This window comes from Streptomyces sp. NPDC005752, from assembly GCF_040630715.1.
Classification (GTDB): Bacteria; Actinomycetota; Actinomycetes; order Streptomycetales; family Streptomycetaceae; genus Streptomyces.
Genome location: NZ_JBEXYB010000004.1, coordinates 158275 through 182015, shown reverse-complemented (window position 1 = coordinate 182015; position 23741 = coordinate 158275). Strand labels below are relative to the sequence as shown.

Genomic DNA, 23741 nt, shown 5'->3' with positions numbered 1-23741 from the left:
CGATCTGAAGATCATCAGCGCCGTCAACTGATCAAATCAACCCAAAAGTCCTTAAGGTGGGGCGATGGGCTGTGATGATGCGCGGCTGCGCGCCGTGGTCGCGCTGGCGCAGACGATGGCGGCGGCCTACACCCCGCGCGAGTCCTGGCATGCCGCCGCGGCGGGGGCGTGCGAGGCGCTGGGCGGCAGCTTCGCCGCCCTCTCCGTGTGGGAGCGGGAGCAGGGCAGGCTGCGGGTGCTGGTGAACGCGGGGGAGAGGGCCGAGGGGGAGGACGAGTACCCCGAGAGCGAGGCCTACCCGGTGCACCAGTTCCCGGAGATCACCGAGTTCCTGCACGAGCGCTGGGCGGGCGGCGGTGAGCCGGACGCCTGGGTGGAGACCGCCGACGGCGCTCCGGGCGCCGGTGCGCCGGCCCGGGGCGCCCGGCCCTACTGCCACCAGCGGGTGGCGGCGCTGCGCCGGCGCGGACGTGGCTGCTGCGTGGTGGCTCCGATCGTCCTGCACGGGCGGGCCTGGGGGGAGCTGTACGTGGCCCGACCGGCGGGGGTGCCGGTCTTCGACCGGGACGACGCGGACTTCGCGACCGTGCTGGCCGCCGTCGTCGCGGCGGGCATCGCGCAGACCGAACGGCTCGAGGAGGTCCGCAAGCTGGCCTTCACCGACCCGCTGACCGGACTCGCCAACCGCAGGGCCGTCGACCTCCACCTCGACGGCGCCTTGGAGCGGCATCGCGCCGAGGGTGCGGTGGTCAGCCTGGTCGTCTGCGATCTGAACGGCCTCAAAGCGGTCAACGACACGCACGGCCACGCGGTCGGCGACCGGCTGCTGGAACGTTTCGGCTCCGTGCTCTCCCTCTGCGGTGCGATGCTCCCCGGCGCGCTGTGCGCCCGCCTGGGCGGGGACGAGTTCTGCCTGCTGGCCGTCGGCCCGGAGGCGGACGACGTGGTGCGGGTGTCGGAGGAGCTCTGCGTACGGGCCGTCGCCCTGGAGTTCGGCGACGGGGTCGCCTGCGGGGTCGCGTCCACGGGTGACGACATCGGCCCGGTCCGGTCCGCACGCCGGATCTTCCGGCTGGCGGACGCCGCCCAGTACCAGGCGAAGGCCGCGCACTCCCGCAGGCCGGTGGTCGCGGGGCGCGACGGGGACGTGATCCGGCTGGCCGACTCCCCGCCCAGGTCCCCGCACGACCGCCGCAGGCTGCGGGGCAATCACCCCGGTGGCGATCGGTGAGGGGGCGGCCGCGCGACTGGTGACATGGCGGCTTTCAGTCCGTAGGCTTCTGAATATGGATATGCATACAGTCGTGGTGGGGACGTCGGGTACGACCGCCGAGGACGTCATCGCCGTGGCCCGTCGGGGCGCCCGGGTCGAGCTCTCCGCGGCAGCGGTCGAGGCGCTCTCCGCCGCACGCGAGGTCGTCGACGCTCTCGCGGCCAAGCCCGAGCCGGTCTACGGCGTCTCCACCGGCTTCGGCGCCCTGGCCGGCCGTCACATCAGCCCGGACCTCCGGGCGCAGCTGCAGCGCAACATCGTCCGCTCGCACGCGGCCGGCATGGGCCCGCACGTCGAGCGTGAGGTCGTCCGCGCGCTGATGTTCCTGCGGCTGAAGACGCTCGCCTCCGGCCACACCGGCGTACGCCCCGAGGTCGCGCAGACCATGGCCGACGTACTCAACGCGGGCATCACCCCCGTCGTGCACGAATACGGTTCGCTCGGCTGCTCCGGCGACCTCGCCCCGCTCTCGCACTGCGCCCTGACCCTGATGGGCGAGGGCACGGCGGAGGGCCCCGACGGCACCGTACGGCCGGCCGGCGAACTCCTCGCGGCGCACGGCATCACCCCCGTCGAACTGCGCGAGAAGGAGGGCCTCGCCCTCCTCAACGGCACCGACGGGATGCTGGGCATGCTCGTGATGGCCCTCGCGGACCTGGGGAACCTCTACACCGCGGCGGACGTCACCGCCGCGCTGTCCCTGGAGGCGCTCCTGGGCACGGACCGTGTCCTCGCCCCGGAACTGCACGCCATCCGCCCGCACCCCGGCCAGGGCGTCTCCGCCGACAACATGCTGCGGGTCCTCGCCGGGTCCGGCCTCACCGGCCACCATCAGGACGCCGCCCCCCGGGTCCAGGACGCCTACTCCGTGCGCTGCGCCCCCCAGGTCAACGGCGCCGGACGCGACACCCTCGCGCACGGCCGGCTCGTCGCCGACCGTGAGCTGGCCTCCGCCGTCGACAACCCGGTCGTGCTGTCCGACGGCCGCGTGGAGTCCAACGGCAACTTCCACGGCGCGCCCGTCGCCTACGTCCTCGACTTCCTGGCGATCGCCGCCGCCGACCTCGGGTCGATCACCGAGCGCCGCACGGACCGGCTGTTGGACAAGAACCGCTCGCACGGCCTGCCGCCGTTCCTCGCCGACGACGCCGGCGTCGACTCCGGACTCATGATCGCCCAGTACACGCAGGCCGCCCTGGTCAGCGAGCTGAAGCGGCTCGCGGTCCCGGCGTCCGTCGACTCGATCCCCTCCTCCGGCATGCAGGAGGACCACGTCTCCATGGGCTGGTCGGCCGCGCGGAAACTCCGCACCGCCGTCTCCGGACTCGCGCGGATCGTGGCCGTCGAGCTGTACGCCGCCACGCGGGCCGTCGAACTGCGCGAGGCCGAGGGGCTGACCCCCGGGCCCGCCGCGCAGGCCGTCATCCGCGCCCTGCGGGCCGCCGGGGTCCAGGGGCCGGGCCCCGACCGCTTCCTCGCCCCGGACCTGGCCGCCACCGACACCTTCGTACGGGAGGGGAAGCTGGTCGAGGCGGTGGAGCCGGTCACCGGCCCGCTGGCCTGAGCGCGTTACGCGTCCGCGGAGCCGCCGCACCGGTGAGGGCTGCGGCGGCTCCCGGCGTACCTCAGATCCCGCTGACCCGCGTGCCGCCCCGGCGCACGGAGTACGCGACGAAGCCCGCGCCGACGAACAGGGAGGCCGTGCCGCCGACGAGGTAGGGAGTCGTGTCGACGCCCGCCCCGGTGTCGGCGAGCCTCTCCTCGGAGGCGGACTCCCCCGTGCCAAAGGCCCCTCCGGCCTCGGCGGAGGAAGCGGCGGACGATTCGGTGGATCCCCCCGGCGCTCCTGTTTCGTCGTTCGCGTTGGCGGACGGGACGAACCAGAGGGCGCAGAGCAGAGTGCCTGCCGCTGTCGTGGTCAGCAGCGTGCGACGAGCCATGGACACAGAATCGATCCCCTTGCGACAACCATCGTTCAGCTCTGTGGGCCGATGCTAAGCATGGGAGCGGGTCGGAGGAAAGCCACAGGTCCAGGGGGCCTTACGCTCCGGCGTATGAGCACTTCGGAGACACCCTCATTTGTTCGGCTTCGCGTGGAGATGGTGCTGCAGATCACCGACGCGGACGCCCTGACCGGAACGGCGCTGGAGAGCATCGCCGCCGACTTCACCACATCCGGCTCCTCCGCCGACGAGTCCGCCGAGGAACGCACGCATGCCGAGGAGGCCGTCAGGGAAGACGGAGCGGAAGCCCTCGCCTCACTGATCGACCCGTTCGATCTGGTCAGCCAGGTGCCCGGGGTCGAGCTCGCCCAGGCCTCATGGAGCAGCGAGACGGTCGACTACGACCCCGACGCCGAGGACTGGGCCGCCGGAGACGACGGGGACGAGGCCTACTACGGGATCGAGGACAATGAGACGGACGACGAAGAAGGCGGCGGGAACACGCAACGCTGACGCCCGCGGGTCACGTCTCGAAGACGGTGGGAACCGCCGCGGTCCCGGGTGCGTCGATGAGTGGTGTTCCCCACATCTCCGGCAGATGTGGAACGGAAGACCCGGTCGCGGTGTTCTTGGAACATTGACGGGGAACCGCCGTCGGGCGACCCTGTCCGGGGATCTTGGGGAATCGGCAACGATGGAGAAGCGTGTGATGACGGACAGCAAGCGGCGCAAGGGCCTCATGGCCGCGTCCGCACTGCTCGGCGGCGTAATGGTGCTTTCGGCGTGCAGCGACGACGGCGGCAGCGCACCAGGTGCGAGCGCCGACAGCTCGAAGACGTCACAGTCGCAGGTGGACGAGGCGGCCGCGAAGGACACCTCCGAGGCTCAGATAACGATCGCGCCGAAGAACGGGGCGACCAACGCGAGCATCAACAACGCCGCGATGGTCACCGTCGCCAAGGGCAAGCTGACCGAGGTCACCATGACCACGGCGGAAGGCGACGCCGTCGAGGGCACCCTCGCGGCCGACGGCTCCAGCTGGAAGCCCGGCGGCCAGCTCGAGCGCTCGACGACGTACAAGATCAGCGCCACGGCGTCCGACTCCAAGGACCGCGAGGCGCACGCCAACAGCTCCTTCACCACGGTCTCGCCCGAGAACAGCTTCATCGGCAACTTCACGCCCGAGGACGGTTCCACCGTCGGCGTCGGCATGCCGGTCTCGATCAACTTCAACAAGGCGATCAGCAACAAGAAGGCCGTCCAGGACGGCATCAAGGTGACGTCGAGCAGCGGCCAGGAAGTCGTCGGCCACTGGTTCAACAACCAGCGCCTCGACCTGCGCCCCGAGGACTACTGGCAGGGCGGCTCCACCGTCACGCTGAAGCTGGCCCTGGACGGTGTCGAGGGCGCCGACGGCGTCGTCGGCGTGCAGCAGAAGACGGTCACCTTCAAGGTCGGCCGCAACCAGGTCTCGACCGTGGACGCCAAGGCGCACACGATGACCGTCACCCGTGACGGCAAGACGGTCAAGACCATCCCGATCTCCGCCGGTTCCTCCGAGAACCCGACGTACAACGGCCAGATGGTGATCTCCGAGAAGTTCAAGGAGACCCGCATGGACGGCTCGACGGTCGGCTTCACGGACGACGACGGCAAGGGCGAGTACGACATCAAGGACGTGCCGCACGCCATGCGGCTGTCCACGTCGGGCACCTTCATCCACGGCAACTACTGGGGCGCCAAGTCGATCTTCGGCAGCGCGAACACCAGCCACGGCTGTGTCGGCCTGTCCGACACGAAGGGCGCGGACGACGCCAACACGCCGGCCGCCTGGCTGTACAACAACTCCTTGCTCGGCGACGTGGTCGTCGTCAAGAACTCCCCGGACAAGACCATCGCCCCCGACAACGGCCTCAACGGCTGGAACATGAGCTGGTCGGAGTGGACGGCGGACACCGCCGCCTGATCCCGACCGCGCCCTTTCCCCTCCGAAGGCGGCGGCACCCGGATTCCTCCGGGTGCCGCCGCCTTCGGCGTAGGCGCGCCGCCAGGGTTCTCATCCCGCTCTCATCGGAGACTTAACTCCTCATCACGCCCGCTCCATATCTTCGCGCCATGTTCTTCACCTACCTCCGGCGCGAGCTGCGCCGCCGCAGAAAGGCGGCGCTCGTCGTCGCCTCGGGGCTCGCCCTCGGCATCGCGCTGGTCATCATCGTCAGCTCCGTCTCCGCCGGCATGAGCAAGGCCCAGGACGAGGTCCTGGAATCGCTGTACGGCCTGGGCACGGACATGACGGTGACCAAGGCCGCGGCCGCCCAGGGCTCCGGAGGCACCGAGCGTCCCCGGTTCGAGTTCGACGCCGAGGACGACGACGCGACCCAGAGCACGGACCGGGTCATGGTCCAGGGCTTCCAGACACTGGCGGCGGCCACCGTCGACGAGGTGGGCGAGCAGGACGGTGTCGCGGACGCCGTCGGCGGGCTGAGCCTGACGGTCATGAAGGTCGACGGCCAGTTCAAGCGCGGCGAGTTCAAGCAGGACGAGAGCCCGGGACAGAGCCAGGGCGGCCCCGGCGGCGGCCAGGGCGGCGGAGGCCAGCCGCAGGGCCGGGTCGAGGGTGGTGGCGCCTCCTTCGATGTCAACTCCTTCACCGTGTACGGCACCGACGTCACCCGGCAGGGCCTCGGCCCGCTGACCTCTTCCAAGATCACCAAGGGCCGTACCTTCAAGTCCACGGAGACCGATGCCGAGGTCGCGGTGGTGGACTCCGCCTACGCCAAGGAGAAGGAGCTCGCGGTCGGCGAGACCGTCACCGTCTCCGGCACCGGGTACAAGATCGTGGGCGTCTCCACGGCGGACAGCGGTGACGCGGCCGCCAACGTCTACATCCCGCTGAAGCAGGCGCAGACCGTCGCCGACGCCGAGGACACGGTCACCACGGTCTACGTCCAGGCCGCCGACTCCCAGCAGATCGACACCGTCAAGGCCGCCATCCAGAAGAACGTCTCCGGTACGACGGTCACCACCTCCGCCGACCTCGCCGACACGGTGTCCGGTTCCCTCTCCACCGCCTCCGACCTGGCCTCCAGCGTCGGCAAGTGGCTCTCGATCGCCGTCCTCGTCGCCGCGTTCCTCGTCGCGGGCCTGCTGACCTCCTCCGCGGTCAGCCGTCGCGTGCGGGAGTTCGGCACCCTCAAGGCCCTCGGCTGGAAGAGCGGACGCGTCACCCGGCAGGTCATCGGCGAAGCCCTCGTCAACGGCCTGATGGGCGGCGTCCTCGGTATCGCCGTCGGGCTCGCCGGTGCCTACGGCGTGACCGCCGTCAGCCCCACCCTCACCGCCCAGCTCGGCTCCACGGGCGGCGGAGGCGGCGGCATGGGCGGCGGCCCGATGGGCGGCGGCGGTTCCGGCCGGCAGACCGCGTCCAAGACCCTCGGCATCGCGCTGACCGCACCGGTCTCCCTCACCACGATCCTCGTCGCCGTCGCCCTCGCGGTGGCCGGCGGCCTCGTCGCGGGAGCCTTCGGCGGCTGGCGGGCCTCCCGGCTGCGGCCGGCCGACGCGCTGCGCCGCGTCGCGTGACACCGCCCCGCCCCACCCCTTCCCGTACGTAGCAGCAGGAGTCCACACGTGTACCAGCTCAAGGGCGTCACCAAGCGCTACATGCGCGGCAAGAATCCCGTCGACGCGCTCGCCGGCGTCGATCTGACCATCGAGGACGGCGGCAGACTCGTCATCCAGGGACCGACCGGCGGGGGCAAGTCCACGCTGCTGCAGATGCTCGGCGGGCTCGACCGGCCCACCTCCGGCACCATCGAGCTCGACGGCGTCGACCTGGCCAGGCTTCCCGAGTCCCGGCTCACCAAGGTCCGGGCCGAGTCCATCGGCTTCGTCTTCCAGAGCTTCAACCTGATTCCGACGCTCACCGCCCAGGAGAACGTGGAGACCGCGCTGGTCCCCCTCGGCCTCGGTGCGAGGACCCGCCGCGAGCGTGCCGCCGAAGCCCTGGAGTCGGTGGGCCTCGGCGACCGTCCCACCCACCTGCCGAGCGAGATGTCCGGCGGCCAGCAGCAGCGCGTCGCGATCGCCCGCGCGCTGGTGAAGCGGCCGAAGGTGCTGCTCGCCGACGAACCGACCGGCAACCTCGACGAGTCCATGCGCGACGAGATCATGGACCTGCTCGACGGGCTGTGGAAGGAGCACGGGCTGACCTTCGTGATGGTCACCCACGACAGCTCCCTGGCCCGCAAGGCGCCCAGGGTGGCGACCATCCGCAAGGGCAAAGTCACCGTGACGGAGAACGCGGCGGCCTGAACCCGGGCCGCGTGAACCTCACAGCCGTCCTCCTCCGGCTGTGAGGTTCGCCACGCGTACGGCTCCGTGACACCTGTGCCCCGCGGACCCTCCGCCCTGCCCGGGAGCGGGTGTACAGGCCTGAAGGACCCGTGCCGGGGGTGAACAACCGTGGCCACTATGTGGATGTCGCCCGGGTGGGGCCGTGCCGCGCTGCGAGACTTGCCGGGTGCGACGGCCCCCACGGGCCGGTGGCGGCTCCGGGGACAGGGAGCGCCGGAGCACACGAGCCCACCCCACGGAAGGTCTTGATCAGATGCCGGCCAGTTCCGACTCCCTCACCCCGCACAACGCCGAGAACCGCGTCATCGAGCCGCTCTACGCGGAGATCCTGCGGCGCAACCAGGGCGAGGGCGAGTTTCACCAGGCGGTGCGCGAGGTCCTCGAAACCCTGGGCCCCGTGCTGGCACAGCGCCCGGAGTTCGTCGACGCCCGCATCATCGAGCGCGTCTGTGAGCCCGAGCGTCAGCTCATCTTCCGGGTGCCGTGGGCGGACGACTCCGGCGACATCCACGTCAACCGCGGCTTCCGCGTCGAGTTCTCCAGCTCACTCGGCCCGTACAAGGGCGGACTGCGCTTCCACCCCTCCGTCAACCTCGGCATCGTGAAGTTCCTCGGCTTCGAGCAGATCTTCAAGAACGCCCTCACCGGCATGCCGATCGGCGGCGGAAAGGGCGGCGCGGACTTCGACCCCAAGGGACGGTCCGACGCCGAGGTCATGCGGTTCTGCCAGTCGTTCATGACGGAACTCCACCGCCACCTGGGCGAGTACACCGACGTGCCCGCCGGTGACATCGGCGTCGGCGGCCGGGAGATTGGCTACCTCTTCGGCCAGTACAAGCGGATCACCAACCGCTACGAGTCCGGAGTGCTCACCGGAAAGGGCCTCGGCTGGGGAGGCGCACAGGCCCGCACCGAGGCGACCGGCTACGGCTGCGTCCTGTTCACCGCCGAGATGCTGCGCGTCCGCGGGGAGTCCCTGGACGGCCAGCGCATCTCGGTGTCCGGTTCCGGCAACGTGGCCATCTACGCCATCGAGAAGGCCCAGCAGCTCGGCGCGACCGTCGTGACCTGCTCCGACTCGGGCGGCTACGTCGTCGACGAGAAGGGCATCGACCTCGACCTGCTCAAGGAGATCAAGGAGACGGGCCGCGGCCGGATCTCCGAGTACGCCGAGCGGCGCGGCGAGCACGTGAAGTACGTCGAGGGCACCGGCGTCTGGAGCGTCCCCGTGGACGTCGCCCTGCCCTGCGCCACCCAGAACGAACTCCACGAGGCCGACGCGCTCGCCCTCGTGCGCAACGGGGTCAAGGCTGTCGCCGAGGGCGCCAACATGCCCACCACCCCCGAGGCCGTCCACGTCTTCCAGAAGGCGGGCGTCGCCTTCGCCCCCGGCAAGGCGGCCAACGCGGGCGGAGTGGCCACCAGCGCCCTGGAGATGCAGCAGAACGCGTCCCGCGACTCGTGGACCTTCGCCCACACGGAGGAGCGCCTCGCGCAGATCATGCGCCACATCCACGACTCCTGCCACACGACGGCCGAGAAGTACGGCAGCCCGGGCAACTACGTGGTCGGCGCCAACATCGCGGGCTTCGAGATCGTCGCGGAGGCCATGCTGGCCCAGGGCCTGATCTGACCCTGCCGCAACGGGGCCCGGGACGGTACCGGGCCCCGGGGTCGCGCGGAGGCCCGCCGGGGGAGGTATGTGTACGCAAAGCTGTGTACACTTTTTTCATGGCTGACACCGTGACCGTACGCGAGGTCCGCACTCACCTGGCCGAGGTCATCGACAGGGCCGAGGCCGGGCAGACCACGGTCGTGACCCGCAACGGCAGGCGGGTGGCCGCACTCGTGCCCATAGAGGTACTCGACGCGCTGGATGCCGCAGCGGACGAGATGGCTGCACGTGAGGCCGAGGCGCACCGACAGGAACCGACCGTCGGCATGGCTGAACTTCTCGCGGACCTGTTCGAGGGCGGGGCCCCGGCCGCGTGAAGTACGCCTTTCGTTTCACCGCTCACGCACAGCGCCAGCTCCGTTCCATCGACCGGCAGGACGCCCTCCGTATTCTGACGGCCATCACGCCCCTCGGAGACGACCCGTGGCGTGAGGACGCGGACGTGAAGAGGCTGACAGTGCATGACGGTCTGTACCGGGTGCGTGCGGGAGACTACCGGGTGGTGTACGAGGTGCGGGACGAGGTTCTGGTCGTCCTCGTCGTCCAACGGAGCGACGTGTACCGCAGGCTCTGACGGCTCGCGGGCGGTTCCCGCGCGCCCTCGCACGGGGAGCGGCGAACAGCCCCACGGCACCGGTCGTCATCGTCCGGCCTCCCCGCTCGTCGGCGCCTCGTCAGGCGCGCCGCTCAGGGACGTCACGCGGACGCCGGAGCCTTGTCGGCCCGTACGGTGTCGACGGCCTCCAGCCCCTCCCGACGCGTCCGCTCGGACCCCCAGACGCCGAGCGGCCCGAGGGCCTGGTTGAGGGTGTGGCCGTGCTCGGTGAGGGAGTACTCCACGCGCGGCGGCACTTCGGCGTACACCTTCCGGTGCACGAGGCCGTCCTCCTCCATCTCACGGAGGTGCTGCGTGAGCATCTTCTCGCTCACTCCCGGAAGACCGCGGCGCAGCTCACCGAAGCGGCGTACCCCATGGGCGTCGAGTTCCCAGAGGATCAGTCCCTTCCACTTGCCGCTCACCACGTCGAGCGCGGCGTCGATGCCACAGATGTAGGGCCCGCTTCTCGGAGCCTTGGCCATCCGTCGTCCCCTTACTCAAAGGTAAGTACCGCAGTAAATAGTGGGTACTTCCGAGAATAGTGACGCACGCCGAGCATGGAGGGGTGAACGGACAACAGAACCTCACCACCGGACAGAACAGCGGCGTCACCGTGATCGGACTCGGCCCGATGGGCCGGGCGATGACCCGCACGCTCCTCACCGCAGGCCACCCGGTCACCGTCTGGAACCGCACCGCCGGCCGGGCGGACGGAGTTGTCGGAGACGGGGCGGCACTCGCGGCGACACCCGCGGAGGCGGTGGGAGCGAGCGACCTCGTGCTCCTCAGCCTCACCGACTACCCGGCGATGTACGACGTCCTCGAAGGCGCCACCGCGTCGCTCGCCGGGCGGACCCTCGTCAACCTGAGCTCCGACACCCCCGAGCGCACACGCGAGGCGGCGGCCTGGGCGGCGGGCCACGGCGCCGCCTTCCTCACCGGAGGCGTCATGGTCCCCGCGCCCATGGTCGGCACCGAGGCCGCCCACGTCTACTACAGCGGCCCCGAAGTGGTGATGCGGGCCCGCAGGGACACCCTCGCGCTGCTCGGCACACCCAGATACCTGGGCGAGGACCCGGGCCTCGCCCAGCTGATGTACCAAGCCCAACTCGCCGTGTTCCTGACCACCTTGTCCGGCCTGATGCACGCCACCGCCATGCTGGGCGCCGCCGGGATGAAGGCCGAGGAGGCGCTCCCCGAACTGCTCTCCATGGCCGATTCGACCGGCGACATCCTGCGGGCGGGCGAGGAGAGCCCCGGCGCCGCGCTGGACGCCGGAGAACATCCCGGCGACCTCAGCACGGTCACCATGATGGGGGCGACGTCCGACCACATCGTCGAGGCCAGCACCTCGCTCGGGCTGGACCTCGCGCTCCCACGGGCGGTGCAGGCCCACTACCGGCGCGCGATCGAGGACGGACACGGCGGCGACAACTGGACGCGGATCATCGACGGCATCCGGGCACCGTGCTGACCGGACGCGGTACGGGACCGTGACCTCGGGTCCCGTGACCTCGGGTCCCGCGGGGGAAAGACCGTTCTGCCGACAGCAGATACGCCCGGCGCGGAGGGCGAACCTCTCCCGCGCCGGGCGCACCGCTCCTAGGCTCGGACGATGAGCAGCGACACACCGGACCGTGCCCGCGTGATCCCCCTGCGCCCCGTTCCCGCGGCGACGGACAGGGAGCCCCTCTGGCGGGACGTCGTGGGTGACGTCCTGCGCCGCGAACGCGCCGGCCAGCGGCGGACGCTCAAGGACGTGGCGGAAGCCGCGCGCATCTCCGTCCCGTATCTCTCCGAGATCGAACGCGGGCGCAAGGAGGCGTCGTCCGAGGTGCTGGCGGCGGCCGCCCGTTCGCTCGGGCTGGGACTGGCCGACGTGCTCTCCCTGGCCCAGGGCGAGCTCACCCGGCGGAGCGGGCCCTCCCGTACGTCCTCGGCCCGGATGCCGAGGGGAGCGGTCCGGCTGGCCGCCTGATCCCACGTCCGTGCGCGACCGGCGGGCCGGAGCCCGGCCCACCGGCCGTCCGCTCCGGACGGGCTACTTCACCGTGACCGCGTCACCGGTCGAGACGACCTTCATGGTCGTCGCCGTCCCCAGGAACGCCCAGCGCCAGCTGCCCGACGCGGACGCCTTCACGGTCGTCCGGAGATGGCCCTTGCTGTCCGTGGTCGCCGTCTTGACCGTGTGGTACGAACCGCCGGGCTTCTTGTACTGCAGTTTCACCACCTGCTTGGTGAACGCGTGGTACTTGAGATCTGTCCAGTTGGCCCGGGACAGCTTGCCGGTGACGGTGAGTGTGCCGCCCCTCTTCACCGGCTCCGGTGCCGCGTCCGTCGTCAGCGTCGCGGCGCGCTTCATCCTGAACGTGGCGATGCGGTCGGAGATCCAGTAGTCCTCGTCGTTGGCCTGCACCGTGGCGTTGACCTGCCAGGTCCCGGCCACCGAATTGGCGTCCCAGCCCTCGTTGCCGCTGCCGTAGGAGTCGATCCACGACGGGTCGAACTCCATCGTCGCCGTGCACACGGACGTCGTCGAGCTGCTCTTCCTGCACGACGTGCCGAGGTACGACACCGGCCCGTGGCCGTTCGTCGCGTTGAAGGCGGACACGTGCGCCACGCCCTTCACCCCCGAGTTGTCCTTGATCGTCATGACGATCGGGAACCGCTTCACGTTCTTGACGCCCACGATCACACTGCCGCCCGCGTTCACGACGGTCTTCACGACCCGGATGTCACCCCGGCCCTCCGCGTGTGCGGCCGGTGCCGCGACGACCGCGGTGCCCACGGCACCCACGACCGCCAGAGCGGCGATTCCTCTGCGCATGTCCCACCCCTGGTTTCCCCCGCCCGCAGCCGGGCGGGGGAACAGAGTAGCGATCAGGGAGACCTCCGGTTCCGCCCGTCCCTCCGTGCGTCCTCAAGAAACCGCGCCGACCGTCCGACGTACTCGAAGGGCCCGCGAACGCCGGTGAATTCGCCGATGGCACCCGCGCCCCACGGCCCGAACCTTGTCGGGTCAGGCACCCGCACCCCCGCATCCCCGTCAGGAGCGCTCCATGCGTCGTCGTTCACCCCGCCGGCTTCTCGGCGCCCTCGCCGCCGTCACCGTCGCGTTCGCCCTGTTCTCCCCGGCGTCGACGGCGGGCGCGGCCCCGGCCGCGACGACCACCGCCACGTCGACGGCGCAGGCCGACACCGCCGTGCAGCCGCTGTCGACGAGCACACCGGTCGTCTTCGTCCACGGCTACACCGGCAACGCCTCGAACTGGGTCACCGCCATGAGCGTCTTCCAGCTCAACGGCTGGTCCGGCTCCAAGCTCTTCGCGTACGAGTACAACTCCTACGGCAACAACATCACCAACGCGCAGGGCCTCGCGTCCTTCGTCGACAACGTGAAGTCACGGACCGGCGCGAGCAAGGTCGCGATCGTCAACCACTCGATGGGCGGCCTCGTCAGCCAGTACTACCTGAAGGTGCTGGGCGGGAACACCAGCGTCAGCCACCTCGCCTCGATCGCGGGCGCGAACCACGGGACGACGTTCGCCTCCGCCTGCCTGATCTACACGACCTGTCAGCAGATGTACCCGGGTTCCTCGTTCATCTCGCAGATCACCTCGGGCGACGAGACCCCCGGTGACACGAAGTACGCCACCTGGTACTCCGCGTGCGACGGCGTCATCCTCCCGTACACCAGCACCAGGCTGAGCGGCGCGACGAACAACAACGTGGCCTGCCAGACCCACATCGGATACCTGGCGGACACGATCGTGCTGGGCCGGATCGCGCGCTTCGTCGCCTCCTGAACCGGACGCGCCCCGTCCCCGGCACCCAGGGTGCCGGGGACGGGGCGCGTCGTGCGTGCGGGCCCGGCGGAGCCTCAGGCCCCCGGCGCCGGCGCGATGCCCGTCGGGCAGGCACGGCCCCAGTTGGTCTCGGAGGGGGACTCCAGCGTGGCGCCCGTGCCGCCGATGCCGCAGTAGCCGTCGGGGTTCTTGTCGAGGTACTGCTGGTGGTACCCCTCGGCGGGCCAGAAGGTGCGGCCCTCGGCGGGGAGGATCTCCGTGGTGATCGTGCCGAGGCCGGCGGCCGTCAGCACCTGCTGGTACGCCTCACGGGAGGCCTCCGCCGCCTCCGCCTGCGCGGGGGAGTGGGTGTGGAGCGCCGAGCGGTACTGCGTGCCGACGTCGTTGCCCTGGCGGAAGCCCTGGGTCGGGTTGTGGGACTCCCAGAAGAGCTTCAGGAGCTCCGCGTAGCTCACGACCCGCGGGTCGAAGACGACGCGGACCGCCTCCGTGTGGCCCGTCCGGCCCGAGCAGGTCTCGTCGTACGAAGGGTTCTCGGTGTAACCGCCCTGGTAGCCGACCAGGGTCGTCCAGACACCCTCGGTCTGCCAGAACTTGCGCTCGGCGCCCCAGAAACAGCCCAGCGCGAAGTCGGCGACCTCCAAGCCCTCCGGGTACGGGCCGGTGAGCGGGTTACCGAGGACCGTGTGGCGGGACGGCACGGTGAATTCGGGGGTGGAGCGGCCGCGCAGGGCCTCCTCCGGGGTGGGGAGCTGCGGGGTGCGGTGGGTCAGGAACATGCGTGGGCTCCTCCGGGGTCGGGGTTCGCTCCGTACAACGCCGCGGGGGCGCCGTGGATTCCGAGGTCTCCGGCTGCGGGGGTGCCTCGGACCGCGGGGCGGCTCAGGCCGCCGGGGCCGGGGGATCGCGGCGCTCGTCACCCTCACGGTCCCGGCCCGCGGACGACTCGTAGGAGTCCATGTAAGCGGCCGTCTTCCTGCGTGCCCGCAGCCAGAACCAGACCGCGAGGGCTATCAGGATCAGCGGAATCAGTCGTGCCATGGTGTGCCGGTCCAATCCGGAAGGGGCGGGCGTGCCGGGTCAGTGGAGCAGTGTCGCGGGGGTGCCGCCGTTCGACTCGTACCCGGCGACGGCCAGCGCCCGGTACACGGTGTACTCGGCGGCCGGGTCGGGGTTCTGGGTCCAGGGCAGCGCGCCCACGTGGCCGTCGATGTGGACGAGCTGGTGCATCGCCTCGGACCAGCGTTCCATGCGGACGAGGAAGAGGACCAGCAGGTGCCGGACGTGGGCGAGCACCGGGTCGTCCGCGCGGGCCGCGTGCACCGCGAACATCGCACCCTCGACCGCCTTCGTCACGACGACACCGCGGTAGAAGCCCTGCACCAGATTGACCTCGGGCAGATGCTCGTAGACCGCGAACAGCGGCAGGGCGGCGAGCAGCGAGCCCTGCGGGGCGCGGGCGGCGGCCGTCGTCGCGAAGCGCTCGGCCGCCTCGCGGGAACCGTGCCACTTCTCGCACCAGAAGTGCAGGGCCGCGATGTGCGCGCCCATGTGCGCCGGGGCACGGTCGATGATCTTCGCCCAGAGCTGGTCGAACTCCTCGTGGGAGTAACCCAGTCCACGCGCGACGGCCAGCTCCACGATGTACGGGACGGGGTCCCCCGGAGCCAGCAGGGCAGCCTCGCCGCAGACCGTACGGGCCTCCTCCAGGATGATCCGGAAGTCGTCGGTGCCCACGGTGCCGGTCCGCCACGCCTGCTGTACCAGGAACTCCGCGTGCACCGCCGCCGCACCGGCGTCCTTCGGGGCCTCGGCCCGCCACGTCCTCAGCCACGCCCCACCGGCACCGGGCCGCTGCGCGAGCTCCAGGGAGGCCGCACCGGCGAACGCCTGCACCCGCTGCCAGCGGACCTCGCTCTCCTTGGGAGTGCCCGCGAGCAGCTGGGAGGCGGCCTTCCAGCTCTGGGTGCCCTGGACGACGTCGAGGACGTCGAGCAGGTCCTGGTCGGGACCCGGCATCCGGACGTCCAGCTCCTCCTGGCGCGCGAAACCGTACGTGTCGGGGTCGGCGGCGTCCGGTGAACCGGGCGCGACCTGGCGGATACCGCCACGGCGCCGCGCCATGACCGGCCCCACGACGGCCACGAGCATGCACAGGGCGAGCAGGAACCACAGAATCTCCATGCGGTCCATTGTCCCCGGACGGGCAGTCGGGCGGCGAGTGGCCTCCGACACCCTCCCGACGAACTACGCTCGGGCCCCATGAGCGACCAGCACAGCTTCGAGACCCTTGCGATCCACGCCGGCAACACGGCGGATCCCCTCACCGGCGCCGTGGTCCCGCCGATCTACCAGGTGTCCACGTACAAGCAGGACGGCGTCGGCGGACTGCGCGGCGGCTACGAGTACAGCCGCAGCGCCAATCCCACCCGCACCGCGCTGGAGGAGAACCTGGCGGCACTGGAGGGCGGACGCCGCGGGCTCGCCTTCGCGTCGGGACTCGCCGCCGAGGACTGCCTCCTGCGCACGCTGCTGACGCCCGGCGACCACGTGGTCATCCCGAACGACGCCTACGGAGGCACGTTCCGGCTGTTCGCGAAGGTCGCCTCGCGCTGGGGCGTGGAGTTCTCGGTCGCCGACACCTCGGACGTGGACGCGGTGCGTGCCGCGCTCACCCCGCGCACGAAGGCGATCTGGGTGGAGACGCCGTCGAACCCGCTGCTCGGCATCACCGACATCGCGGCCGTCGCCGGAGTGGCCCGGCAGGCGGGCGCGCGCCTCGTCGTCGACAACACCTTCGCCAGCCCCTACCTCCAGCAGCCGCTCGCGCTCGGCGCGGACGTCGTGGTGCACTCCACCACCAAGTACATGGGCGGCCACTCGGACGTCGTCGGCGGCGCGCTCGTCACCGGCGACCCGGAGCTGGCCGAGGAACTGGCGTACCACCAGAACGCGATGGGCGCGGTGGCCGGGCCCTTCGACGCATGGCTGGTGCTGCGCGGCATCAAGACCCTCGCGGTCCGCATGGACCGCCACGACGAGAACGCCACCAAGGTCGCCGACCTGCTGACGCGGCACCCGAAGGTGACCCAGGTCCTCTACCCGGGGCTGCCGGAGCACCCGGGCCACGAGATCGCCGCCAAGCAGATGAAGGCGTTCGGCGGCATGGTGTCGTTCCGGGTCACGGGCGGTGAGGAGGCGGCCGTCGAGGTCTGCAACCGCGCGAAGCTCTTCACGCTGGGGGAGTCCCTCGGCGGCGTCGAGTCGCTCCTGGAGCACCCGGGCCGGATGACGCACGCCTCCGCGGCGGGCTCCCCGCTCGAGGTGCCGGCCGACCTCGTCCGGCTGTCCGTGGGCATCGAGAACGCCGACGACCTGCTGGCCGACCTGACGCAGGCCCTCGGCTGACATGCCGCCGCCCGGCGGCCGGATTCCGGCTGCCGGGCGGCGCGCACCGCGGTCAGACAGCGACCTTCTCGTCCTCCAGCGAGGCCCGGATCTGCTCACGCATCTCCGGGCTGTCCGTGTGCTCGTGGACCGAGACCGCGTGTTCGGCGGCGGCCCGGACCACCTCGTCCTCCTCACCGGAAATGGTGAGTGAGCAGTTCGAGACGCTCGGGTACTTGCGGCAGTCGGCGATCTTCCGTGTCATGACGGCCTCCTCGACTAGCGAGTGCACGCCCTTCCAGGGTAGATCCGAACAGCGGGACGTACAGGCCGGGACGAACCCCGTCAGCTCTCCTGCGTCGGCTGGCCCGTCCACTGCCTGGCCGCCAGTGAGCCGTTGAACCGGGTCAGCAGGGCGCAGAAGGTGTCGCGCTCCTCCTCGGTCCACCCGTCGGTCACCCGGTGCATCAGCTCACGGCGCGAGGCGCGCACCTCCTCCAGACGGGCCTGGCCGCGCGGCGAGAGCTGCAGCACGACGGCGCGTCCGTCCTCCGGGTGCGAGGTGCGCTTGACCAGACCGGTGTCGACGAGCGGCGCGACCTGACGGGTCACGGTCGACGAGTCGATGCCCATCCCCGCGGCCAGGGCCTTGACGCCCATGGGGCCTTCCACGTCGAGCCGGTTGAGCAGCAGGTAGGCCGCCCGGTCCATCGAGTTGCGGACCTGGCCGACACCACCGAGGCGGGTCTGCTCGGCACGGCGGGCGAAGACGGCCACCTGGTGCTGGAGTGCGTCGAGCAGGTGGTCCGTTCCCGGATGTCCGGGGGCCGCGCCCCCGGAAGGAGACGCAGCAGTCGTCATGTCCTGAGGGGGCATGGCCGGGGGCTCTCTTCGTGCGGTGTCGGATAGTGGGGGACAGAGTACGCGGCCACGGGGCAACGTGTACCAGCGCTGCACAAACCTGTGGACACCACCGCAGGCCGCCATGAGATGCGAGGGCCCCGACCGCCTTGAGCTGCAAGACTTGCTGACATGACCTTCCGTACGTCAGGCCCCTTCCCTCCGCTGATCCTCGACGACGTCCGAGGGGCGCAGAAGATGCTGTCCGGGGTGGCCAGAACGACCGGCATGGAGGGCAGCCGCCACCTCAGCTCCCTCGTCGGAGCGCCGGTCCACTTCAAGTGCGAGAACCTCCAGCGCACCGGTTCGTTCAAACTGCGCGGCGCGTACGTACGGATCGCCGGACTCAGCCCCGTCGAACGGGCGGCCGGGGTGGTGGCCGCGAGTGCCGGAAACCATGCGCAGGGTGTCGCACTCGCGTCTTCGCTGCTCGGCGTACGCTCCACGGTCTTCATGCCCGTCGGCGCACCCCTGCCGAAGGTCGCGGCGACCCGGGAGTACGGGGCGGAGGTCAGACTGCAGGGACAGGTCGTCGACGAGACGCTCGCCGCCGCCCAGGAGTACGCCGAGGGGACCGGCGCCGTCTTCATCCACCCCTTCGACCACCCGGACATCATCGCGGGGCAGGGCACCGTGGGCCTGGAGATCCTCGAACAGTGCCCCGAGGTCCGCACGATCGTCGTCGGCGTCGGCGGGGGCGGTCTCGCCGCGGGGATCGCTGTCGCGGTGAAGGCACTGCGGCCCGACGTGAGGATCGTCGGCGTCCAGGCGGCGGGCGCGGCCGCCTACCCGCCCTCGCTGTCCGCCGGGTACCCGGTGGCGCTCGACTCGGTGCAGACCATGGCCGACGGGATCAAGGTGGGCCGGCCCGGCGACCTCACCTTTCCGCTGATCCAGGAGCTGGTGGACGAGGTCCGCACGGTCTCCGAGGACGAGCTCGCCAGCGCGCTGCTGCTGTGCCTGGAGCGGGCGAAGATGGTCGTCGAGCCGGCCGGGGCGAGCCCGGTCGCGGCACTTCTGAGCGATCCGGGGGCGTTCCGCGGGCCCGTCGTCGCCGTGCTGTCGGGCGGCAACGTGGACCCCCTGCTGATGCAGCGCGTCCTGACGCACGGCATGGTCGCGGCGGGCCGCTACCTGAGTCTGCGGCTGCGGCTCAGCGACCGGCCGGGGGCGCTGGCGGCGATGCTCGCCACCCTGTCCGTCGCCGACGCCAACGTGCTCGACATCAGCCACGTCCGGACCGACCCGCGCCTCGGTCTCACCGAGGCGGAGGTGGAACTCCAGCTCGAGACCAAGGGGCCCGCGCACTGCGAGGAGGTCGCCGCCGCACTGCGTGCGGCGGGTTACCTGGTGAGGGCCTGAGCGCCCGCGTCCTCCCCCGAAAACCCGTTGTGGGTCGCGATGTATCGCGTTACCGTGCATCGCCGAACACTCCGGTGTTCCCGCCCGCGAAGGCCCGGGAACCCTACGATCCGCTCAGGAACGCACGCGAAGACCACAGGGGGAATCCCGTATGCCAGGCGCCATCTACGCCGAAGGCCTGGTGAAGACCTTCGGCGATGTACGAGCACTGGGCGGCGTCGATCTCGACGTGCCCGAAGGCACCGTCCTCGGCCTGCTGGGGCCCAACGGCGCCGGCAAGACGACAGCCGTACGCGTCCTGACCACCCTGCTCCGGCCGGACAGCGGGCGGGCCGTCGTGGCGGGCATCGACGTCCTGAAGAACCCCGACGAGGTGCGCCGCTCGATCGGCCTCTCCGGCCAGTTCGCGGCCGTGGACGAATACCTCACGGGCCGCGAGAACCTGCAGATGGTCGGGCAGCTCTACCAGATGAGCTCGCGCGACGCGAAGAAGCGGGCCGGGGAGCTCCTGGAGAAGTTCAACCTCGCCGACGCGGCGGACCGCACCGCCAAGACGTACTCCGGAGGCATGCGCCGCCGCCTCGACCTGGCGGCGGCGCTCGTCGTCTCCCCGCCGGTGATGTTCATGGACGAGCCCACCACCGGGCTCGACCCGCGCAACCGGCAGCAGCTGTGGGAGGTCATCGAGGAGCTCGTCGCGGGCGGTACGACGCTGCTGCTGACCACGCAGTACCTGGAGGAGGCCGACCACCTCGCCCACGACATCTGCGTCATCGACCACGGCAAGGTCATCGCCCGCGGCACGTCAGACGCGCTCAAGGCCCGCACGGGCGGGGAGCGCGTCGAGGTCGTCGTCCACCAGCCCGACCAGATCGAGCCGGCCCGCTCGGTGCTCGCCACGTACGGCAAGGGCGAGATCTCCGTCGCCCAGCACACCCGCAAGCTGACCGTCCCGGTCACCGGCGGGGCCAAGCTGCTCGCCGAGGTCATCCGGGACCTCGACACCCGGGGCGTGGAGATCGACGACATCGGCCTGCGCCGCCCCACCCTCGACGACGTCTTCATCTCGCTCACCGGCCACGCCGCCGAGCTGGAGAAGAACGGCGGGAACGCATCGACCGAGGCCGCACAGGGCCGGAAGGAGGGCGTGCAGTGAGCGCCGTCACGGACACACCGAAACCCGTAGCCCTCAAGTCCCGGGGGGCGATCGGACGGTCGGTGGCCGACTCCCTGGTCGTCGCCAGGCGCAACCTCATCCGCATGGCCAGGATTCCCGAGATGGTGATCTTCGGCCTCGTCCAGCCCATCATGTTCGTCGTGCTGTTCACCTATGTGTTCGGCGGCTCCATCAAGGTGGGCAGCTCCCTCTCGTCCACGGCCTACAAGGAATTCCTGATGGCCGGGATCTTCGCCCAGACCGTCACCTTCGCCACCGCGGGTGCGGGAGCGGGTATCGCGGACGACATGCACAAGGGGCTGATCGACCGCTTCAGATCACTGCCGATGGCCCGGGGCGCCGTCCTCACGGGACGTACCCTCGCCGACCTCGTGCAGACCGCGCTGACCCTCGTCGTGCTCGCCGGTGTCGCCCTCATCATCGGATGGCGGACCCACGAGAACATGGGCAAGGTGCTGCTCGGCTTCCTGCTGCTGCTCCTGCTCGGCTACGCGTTCTCCTGGATCGGGGCGCTGATCGGCCTCGTCGTGCGCACCCCCGAGGCGGCCACCTCCGGCGGGCTGATCTGGCTCTTCCCGCTGACGTTCATCTCGAACGCCTTCGTGGACGCCAACCAGATGCCGACCGTCCTGCGTCACATCGCGGAGTGGAACCCCTTCAGTGCCACCGTGGCGGCCTGCCGCGAGCTGTTCGGCAATGTCCCGCCGGGCTTCGTCACCTCGGACGCCTGGCCGATGCAGCATCCGATCCTCGCCTCGGTGATCTGGTCGGTCGTGATCATCGTGGTCTTCCGCACGCTCGCGGTCCGCAGATACCGCTCGGCCACCGCCTGACCCCCACGCATACGGAGGAACCCCGGCCGCACCAGCGGCCGGGGCTCCTCACGTGCTGTGGGGGTCAGCCCTGATACGGCTTCGCCGAAACGATCTTCACCGTGGCCTTCTTGCCGTTCGGCAGCTCGTACTCCGCGTTCTCGCCCATCCGCTTGCCGTTCACGCCCGTGCCGAGCGGGGACTGGGGGGAGTAGGTCTCGATGTCGGTGCTCGCGTACTCACGGGAGGCGAGCAGGAAGGTGACCGTGTCGTCCGGGTCGCCGTCGAAGGCGATGGTCACGACCATGCCGGGCTCGACCACGCCGTCGTCGGCCGGTGCCTCGCCGACCTTCGCGTGCTCCAGGAGCTGGGTCAGCTGACGGACCCGGAGCTCCATCTTGCCCTGCTCCTCCTTGGCCGCGTGATAGCCGCCGTTCTCGCGGAGGTCACCCTCCTCGCGGGCCGCCGCGATCTTGACGGAGATCTCCGTGCGCGCGGGACCAGACAGGTACTCCAGCTCGGCCTTGAGCTGGTTGTACGCCTCCGGCGTGAGCCAGGTGACGTTATCGCTGGTCTGGGTCACAGGGTGCTCCTCGTCGGTGCTGGGAATACAAAGCAACGCCCTACCCCAAGCATGCGCTGCCACGGGTGGGCGAAACCACGAGCCTAACAATTCCGCGCGAAAAGGGGGAGAAGGTAAAACGTCACAGGCGCATCGGCGCAGGTCGGCCCGGGATCGCGGGCATCAGCGGCGGCGCGCGCCCCTCGGTGCCGTCAGCCGGCGGACGTGCACGCCGTCAGCTCCACGGCCGTCGCTCTGGAGGTGGTGCGCAGGGAGACGACCTCGTCGATCCGCTCGGTGCGCCCGTCGAACCGGAAGTCCGCCCGCCCGACCTCCCCGCCGTCCTCGCTCAGGGCGCGGAGCGTGCAGTGCCCGTCGGCGTCCAGGTCCTTACGGACCTCGAGGTGGGCCTCCGCGCGGCTGTCCGAGACGATCCTGGACTTGATGAGCTCGGCGCTGACGTCCTGGCCCGCCACGTAGTCGTAACCGAACCAGCCGATCATGGCGAGGAAGGCCACACCCAGCACCGAGCCGATGATCTTCAGCTTGCGGTCCGCGCGTTGATCCTGCGACCGGCCGTAGCGCCCCTCGGGCAAGGCCTCGCGCACCGCTGCCATGATCGTTCCTCCCGTGCCGGGGACCGAGGAATTTTCCACCCCCCGGTTCAGTCACTATAGAAGCCGACCACCACGACCAATCACTGAGGACCGAGTCTTGACCGAGCAGCTGAGACTGATGGCCGTCCACGCCCACCCCGACGACGAGTCGAGCAAGGGCGCGGCCACCATGGCCAAGTACGTGTCCGAGGGGGTGGACGTCCTGGTCGTCACCTGCACAGGGGGTGAGCGGGGGTCCATCCTCAACCCGAAGCTCCAGGGGGACGCGTACATCGAGGCCAACATCCACGAGGTGCGCAAGAAGGAGATGGACGAGGCCCGGGAGATCCTGGGCGTCGAGCAGGCGTGGCTCGGCTTCGTCGACTCGGGTCTGCCCGAGGGTGACCCGCTGCCTCCGCTGCCCGACGGCTGCTTCGCACTGGAGGACGACGAGACGGCGGCGGGGCGTCTCGTCGCCAAGATCCGCGCGTTCCGGCCGCAGGTGATCACCACCTACGACGAGAACGGCGGCTATCCGCACCCCGACCACATCAAGACCCACACGATCTCGATGATCGCGTTCGAGGGCGCCGCGGACACCGAGAGGTTCCCCGAGGGGGAGTTCGGACCGGCCTGGCAGCCGCAGAAGCTCTACTACAACCAGGGCTTCAACAAGCCGCGCACGGTCGCCCTGCACGAGGCCCTCCTCGCCCGCGGACTGGAGTCCCCGTACGGCGACTGGCTGGAGCGCTGGAAGGAGTTCGAGCGCGCCGAACGCACGCTGACCACGCACATCCCGTGCGACGACTTCTTCGAGATCCGTGACAAGGCGCTCATCGCGCACGCCACGCAGATCGATCCGGACGGCGGCTGGTTCCGCGTGCCGATGGACGTCCAGCGCGAGGTCTGGCCGACCGAGGAGTACGAGCTGGCCAAGTCGCTGGTCGCCACATCCCTCCCCGAGAGCGACCTCTTCGCGGGCATCCGCGACAATGCCTGATATGTACGCGACCCAGGCACTGACGCAGCTCGTCCCGTTCGCCGCCGATGAGCTCGACAAGAACAAGGTGACTCCCGGCGTCCTCGGCTTCCTCGTCTTCGCGGCGCTCGCCGTGGGGGTGTGGTTCCTGATGAAGTCGATGAACCGCCACATGGGCAGGGTCGACTTCGAGGAGGCTCCGGACCCGGCGGCACAGCCCGCGGCCTCCGCAGGGAAGCCGGAGGCGGCTGCCGTCTCCGCCACCGGCACGCCGACGGGGACCACGGGCCCGGACAAGGGCTGACGCGGCGGGGC

General features: G+C 70.6%; 28 protein-coding genes. 18 read left to right on the top strand and 10 right to left on the bottom strand.

Annotated elements, in window-relative coordinates; translation table 11 throughout:
- Positions 1-64 precede the first annotated feature (64 nt).
- Positions 65-1231 (top strand): GGDEF domain-containing protein, encoded by a 1167-nt coding sequence (locus tag ABZ441_RS05285; protein ID WP_358968618.1) that lies wholly within the window; start codon positions 65-67, stop codon positions 1229-1231.
- A gap of 55 nt (positions 1232-1286) precedes the next feature.
- The gene (gene hutH, locus ABZ441_RS05280; protein ID WP_358968616.1) at positions 1287-2837 is read left to right on the top strand and encodes a histidine ammonia-lyase; all 1551 of its coding nucleotides are present in this window, start codon (positions 1287-1289) and stop codon (positions 2835-2837) included.
- Positions 2838-2898: 61 nt separating this feature from the next.
- Here hutH and ABZ441_RS05275 read toward each other — a convergent pair whose 3' ends face one another.
- Entirely contained in the window at positions 2899-3219 is a 321-nt protein-coding gene (locus tag ABZ441_RS05275) for a hypothetical protein (protein ID WP_358968614.1), read from the bottom strand.
- A 108-nt stretch (positions 3220-3327) separates the two neighbouring features.
- Here ABZ441_RS05275 and ABZ441_RS05270 point away from each other — a divergent pair, with 108 nt between their 5' ends.
- The 7 genes from ABZ441_RS05270 to ABZ441_RS05240 all read left to right on the top strand — a co-directional run bounded on the left by ABZ441_RS05270 (position 3328) and on the right by ABZ441_RS05240 (position 9821).
- Positions 3328-3729 carry a hypothetical protein gene (locus tag ABZ441_RS05270; protein ID WP_205018522.1) on the top strand — a complete coding sequence of 134 codons (402 nt, stop codon included), beginning with the start codon at positions 3328-3330 and terminating at the stop codon, positions 3727-3729.
- 181 nt (positions 3730-3910) lie between these two features.
- Entirely contained in the window at positions 3911-5182 is a 1272-nt protein-coding gene (locus ABZ441_RS05265) for an Ig-like domain-containing protein (RefSeq protein ID WP_358968611.1), read from the top strand.
- A gap of 149 nt (positions 5183-5331) precedes the next feature.
- Complete coding sequence (locus ABZ441_RS05260; protein ID WP_358968610.1) at positions 5332-6798, top strand: ABC transporter permease; 1467 nt, start codon at positions 5332-5334, stop codon at positions 6796-6798.
- 48 nt (positions 6799-6846) lie between these two features.
- Positions 6847-7530: an ABC transporter ATP-binding protein gene (locus ABZ441_RS05255; protein WP_358968608.1), complete on the top strand. Its 684-nt coding sequence runs from the start codon at positions 6847-6849 to the stop codon at positions 7528-7530.
- Between the two features lie 295 nt (positions 7531-7825).
- The gene (gene gdhA, locus ABZ441_RS05250; protein WP_358968606.1) at positions 7826-9205 is read left to right on the top strand and encodes an NADP-specific glutamate dehydrogenase; all 1380 of its coding nucleotides are present in this window, start codon (positions 7826-7828) and stop codon (positions 9203-9205) included.
- Positions 9206-9303: 98 nt separating this feature from the next.
- Positions 9304-9564, top strand: coding sequence for a type II toxin-antitoxin system Phd/YefM family antitoxin (locus ABZ441_RS05245; protein ID WP_358968604.1), 261 nt, complete (start codon positions 9304-9306; stop codon positions 9562-9564).
- The gene (locus tag ABZ441_RS05240; protein ID WP_358968602.1) at positions 9561-9821 is read left to right on the top strand and encodes a type II toxin-antitoxin system RelE/ParE family toxin; all 261 of its coding nucleotides are present in this window, start codon (positions 9561-9563) and stop codon (positions 9819-9821) included. Before ABZ441_RS05245 ends, ABZ441_RS05240 begins: the two co-directional genes overlap by 4 nt.
- A 122-nt stretch (positions 9822-9943) precedes the next feature.
- On the opposite strand, the gene ABZ441_RS05235 is transcribed toward ABZ441_RS05240, so the two are convergent.
- Positions 9944-10327, bottom strand: coding sequence for a helix-turn-helix domain-containing protein (locus tag ABZ441_RS05235; RefSeq protein WP_358968600.1), 384 nt, complete (start codon positions 10325-10327; stop codon positions 9944-9946).
- An 83-nt stretch (positions 10328-10410) separates the two neighbouring features.
- Between ABZ441_RS05235 and ABZ441_RS05230 the strand changes: the two genes are divergently transcribed.
- Entirely contained in the window at positions 10411-11319 is a 909-nt protein-coding gene (locus ABZ441_RS05230) for an NAD(P)-binding domain-containing protein (RefSeq protein WP_358968597.1), read from the top strand.
- A gap of 141 nt (positions 11320-11460) precedes the next feature.
- Entirely contained in the window at positions 11461-11823 is a 363-nt protein-coding gene (locus ABZ441_RS05225) for a helix-turn-helix transcriptional regulator (protein ID WP_358968594.1), read from the top strand.
- A gap of 63 nt (positions 11824-11886) precedes the next feature.
- On the opposite strand, the gene ABZ441_RS05220 is transcribed toward ABZ441_RS05225, so the two are convergent.
- Entirely contained in the window at positions 11887-12672 is a 786-nt protein-coding gene (locus ABZ441_RS05220) for a hypothetical protein (RefSeq protein ID WP_358968591.1), read from the bottom strand.
- A 232-nt stretch (positions 12673-12904) separates the two neighbouring features.
- On the opposite strand from ABZ441_RS05220, the gene ABZ441_RS05215 reads away from it, so the two are divergent.
- Positions 12905-13651, top strand: a complete 747-nt coding sequence (locus ABZ441_RS05215) for an alpha/beta fold hydrolase (RefSeq protein ID WP_358968588.1) — start codon at positions 12905-12907, stop codon at positions 13649-13651.
- Between the two features lie 74 nt (positions 13652-13725).
- Here the strand turns inward: ABZ441_RS05215 and msrA are convergent, their stop codons facing one another.
- The 3 genes from msrA to ABZ441_RS05200 all read right to left on the bottom strand — a co-directional run bounded on the left by msrA (position 13726) and on the right by ABZ441_RS05200 (position 15835).
- Complete coding sequence (gene msrA, locus ABZ441_RS05210) at positions 13726-14430, bottom strand: peptide-methionine (S)-S-oxide reductase MsrA (RefSeq protein WP_358968585.1); 705 nt, start codon at positions 14428-14430, stop codon at positions 13726-13728.
- 103 nt (positions 14431-14533) lie between these two features.
- Positions 14534-14692 carry a hypothetical protein gene (locus ABZ441_RS05205; RefSeq protein WP_358968582.1) on the bottom strand — a complete coding sequence of 53 codons (159 nt, stop codon included), beginning with the start codon at positions 14690-14692 and terminating at the stop codon, positions 14534-14536.
- 39 nt (positions 14693-14731) lie between these two features.
- On the bottom strand, positions 14732-15835 hold the full coding sequence (locus ABZ441_RS05200) for a hypothetical protein (RefSeq protein ID WP_358968580.1): 1104 nt from the start codon (positions 15833-15835) through the stop codon (positions 14732-14734).
- Positions 15836-15913: 78 nt separating this feature from the next.
- Between ABZ441_RS05200 and ABZ441_RS05195 the strand changes: the two genes are divergently transcribed.
- Positions 15914-17059: a cystathionine gamma-synthase gene (locus tag ABZ441_RS05195; RefSeq protein ID WP_358968578.1), complete on the top strand. Its 1146-nt coding sequence runs from the start codon at positions 15914-15916 to the stop codon at positions 17057-17059.
- Positions 17060-17111: 52 nt separating this feature from the next.
- Here the strand turns inward: ABZ441_RS05195 and ABZ441_RS05190 are convergent, their stop codons facing one another.
- Positions 17112-17303, bottom strand: a complete 192-nt coding sequence (locus ABZ441_RS05190) for a DUF1059 domain-containing protein (protein ID WP_205018536.1) — start codon at positions 17301-17303, stop codon at positions 17112-17114.
- Positions 17304-17383: 80 nt separating this feature from the next.
- Positions 17384-17914 (bottom strand): MarR family transcriptional regulator, encoded by a 531-nt coding sequence (locus tag ABZ441_RS05185; RefSeq protein ID WP_205018537.1) that lies wholly within the window; start codon positions 17912-17914, stop codon positions 17384-17386.
- 156 nt (positions 17915-18070) lie between these two features.
- Here ABZ441_RS05185 and ilvA point away from each other — a divergent pair, with 156 nt between their 5' ends.
- From ilvA to ABZ441_RS05170, 3 genes are all read left to right on the top strand, one after another.
- Entirely contained in the window at positions 18071-19300 is a 1230-nt protein-coding gene (gene ilvA / locus ABZ441_RS05180; protein ID WP_358968572.1) for a threonine ammonia-lyase, read from the top strand.
- A 151-nt stretch (positions 19301-19451) separates the two neighbouring features.
- On the top strand, positions 19452-20456 hold the full coding sequence (locus tag ABZ441_RS05175) for an ATP-binding cassette domain-containing protein (protein WP_358968570.1): 1005 nt from the start codon (positions 19452-19454) through the stop codon (positions 20454-20456).
- A complete protein-coding gene (locus ABZ441_RS05170; protein ID WP_358968567.1) occupies positions 20453-21310 on the top strand; it encodes an ABC transporter permease in 858 nt (285 codons plus the stop codon). The genes ABZ441_RS05175 and ABZ441_RS05170 overlap by 4 nt, the downstream gene beginning before the upstream one ends.
- Before the next feature lie 64 nt (positions 21311-21374).
- On the opposite strand, the gene greA is transcribed toward ABZ441_RS05170, so the two are convergent.
- Both greA and ABZ441_RS05160 read right to left on the bottom strand, forming a co-directional pair.
- Complete coding sequence (greA, locus tag ABZ441_RS05165) at positions 21375-21872, bottom strand: transcription elongation factor GreA (protein WP_358968564.1); 498 nt, start codon at positions 21870-21872, stop codon at positions 21375-21377.
- Between the two features lie 191 nt (positions 21873-22063).
- A complete protein-coding gene (locus ABZ441_RS05160) occupies positions 22064-22468 on the bottom strand; it encodes a DUF4307 domain-containing protein (RefSeq protein WP_358968562.1) in 405 nt (134 codons plus the stop codon).
- 97 nt (positions 22469-22565) lie between these two features.
- Between ABZ441_RS05160 and mca the strand changes: the two genes are divergently transcribed.
- A complete protein-coding gene (gene mca, locus ABZ441_RS05155) occupies positions 22566-23447 on the top strand; it encodes a mycothiol conjugate amidase Mca (protein WP_358968556.1) in 882 nt (293 codons plus the stop codon).
- Positions 23440-23730 (top strand): hypothetical protein, encoded by a 291-nt coding sequence (locus tag ABZ441_RS05150; protein WP_358968553.1) that lies wholly within the window; start codon positions 23440-23442, stop codon positions 23728-23730. The genes mca and ABZ441_RS05150 overlap by 8 nt, the downstream gene beginning before the upstream one ends.
- Positions 23731-23741 lie beyond the last annotated feature (11 nt).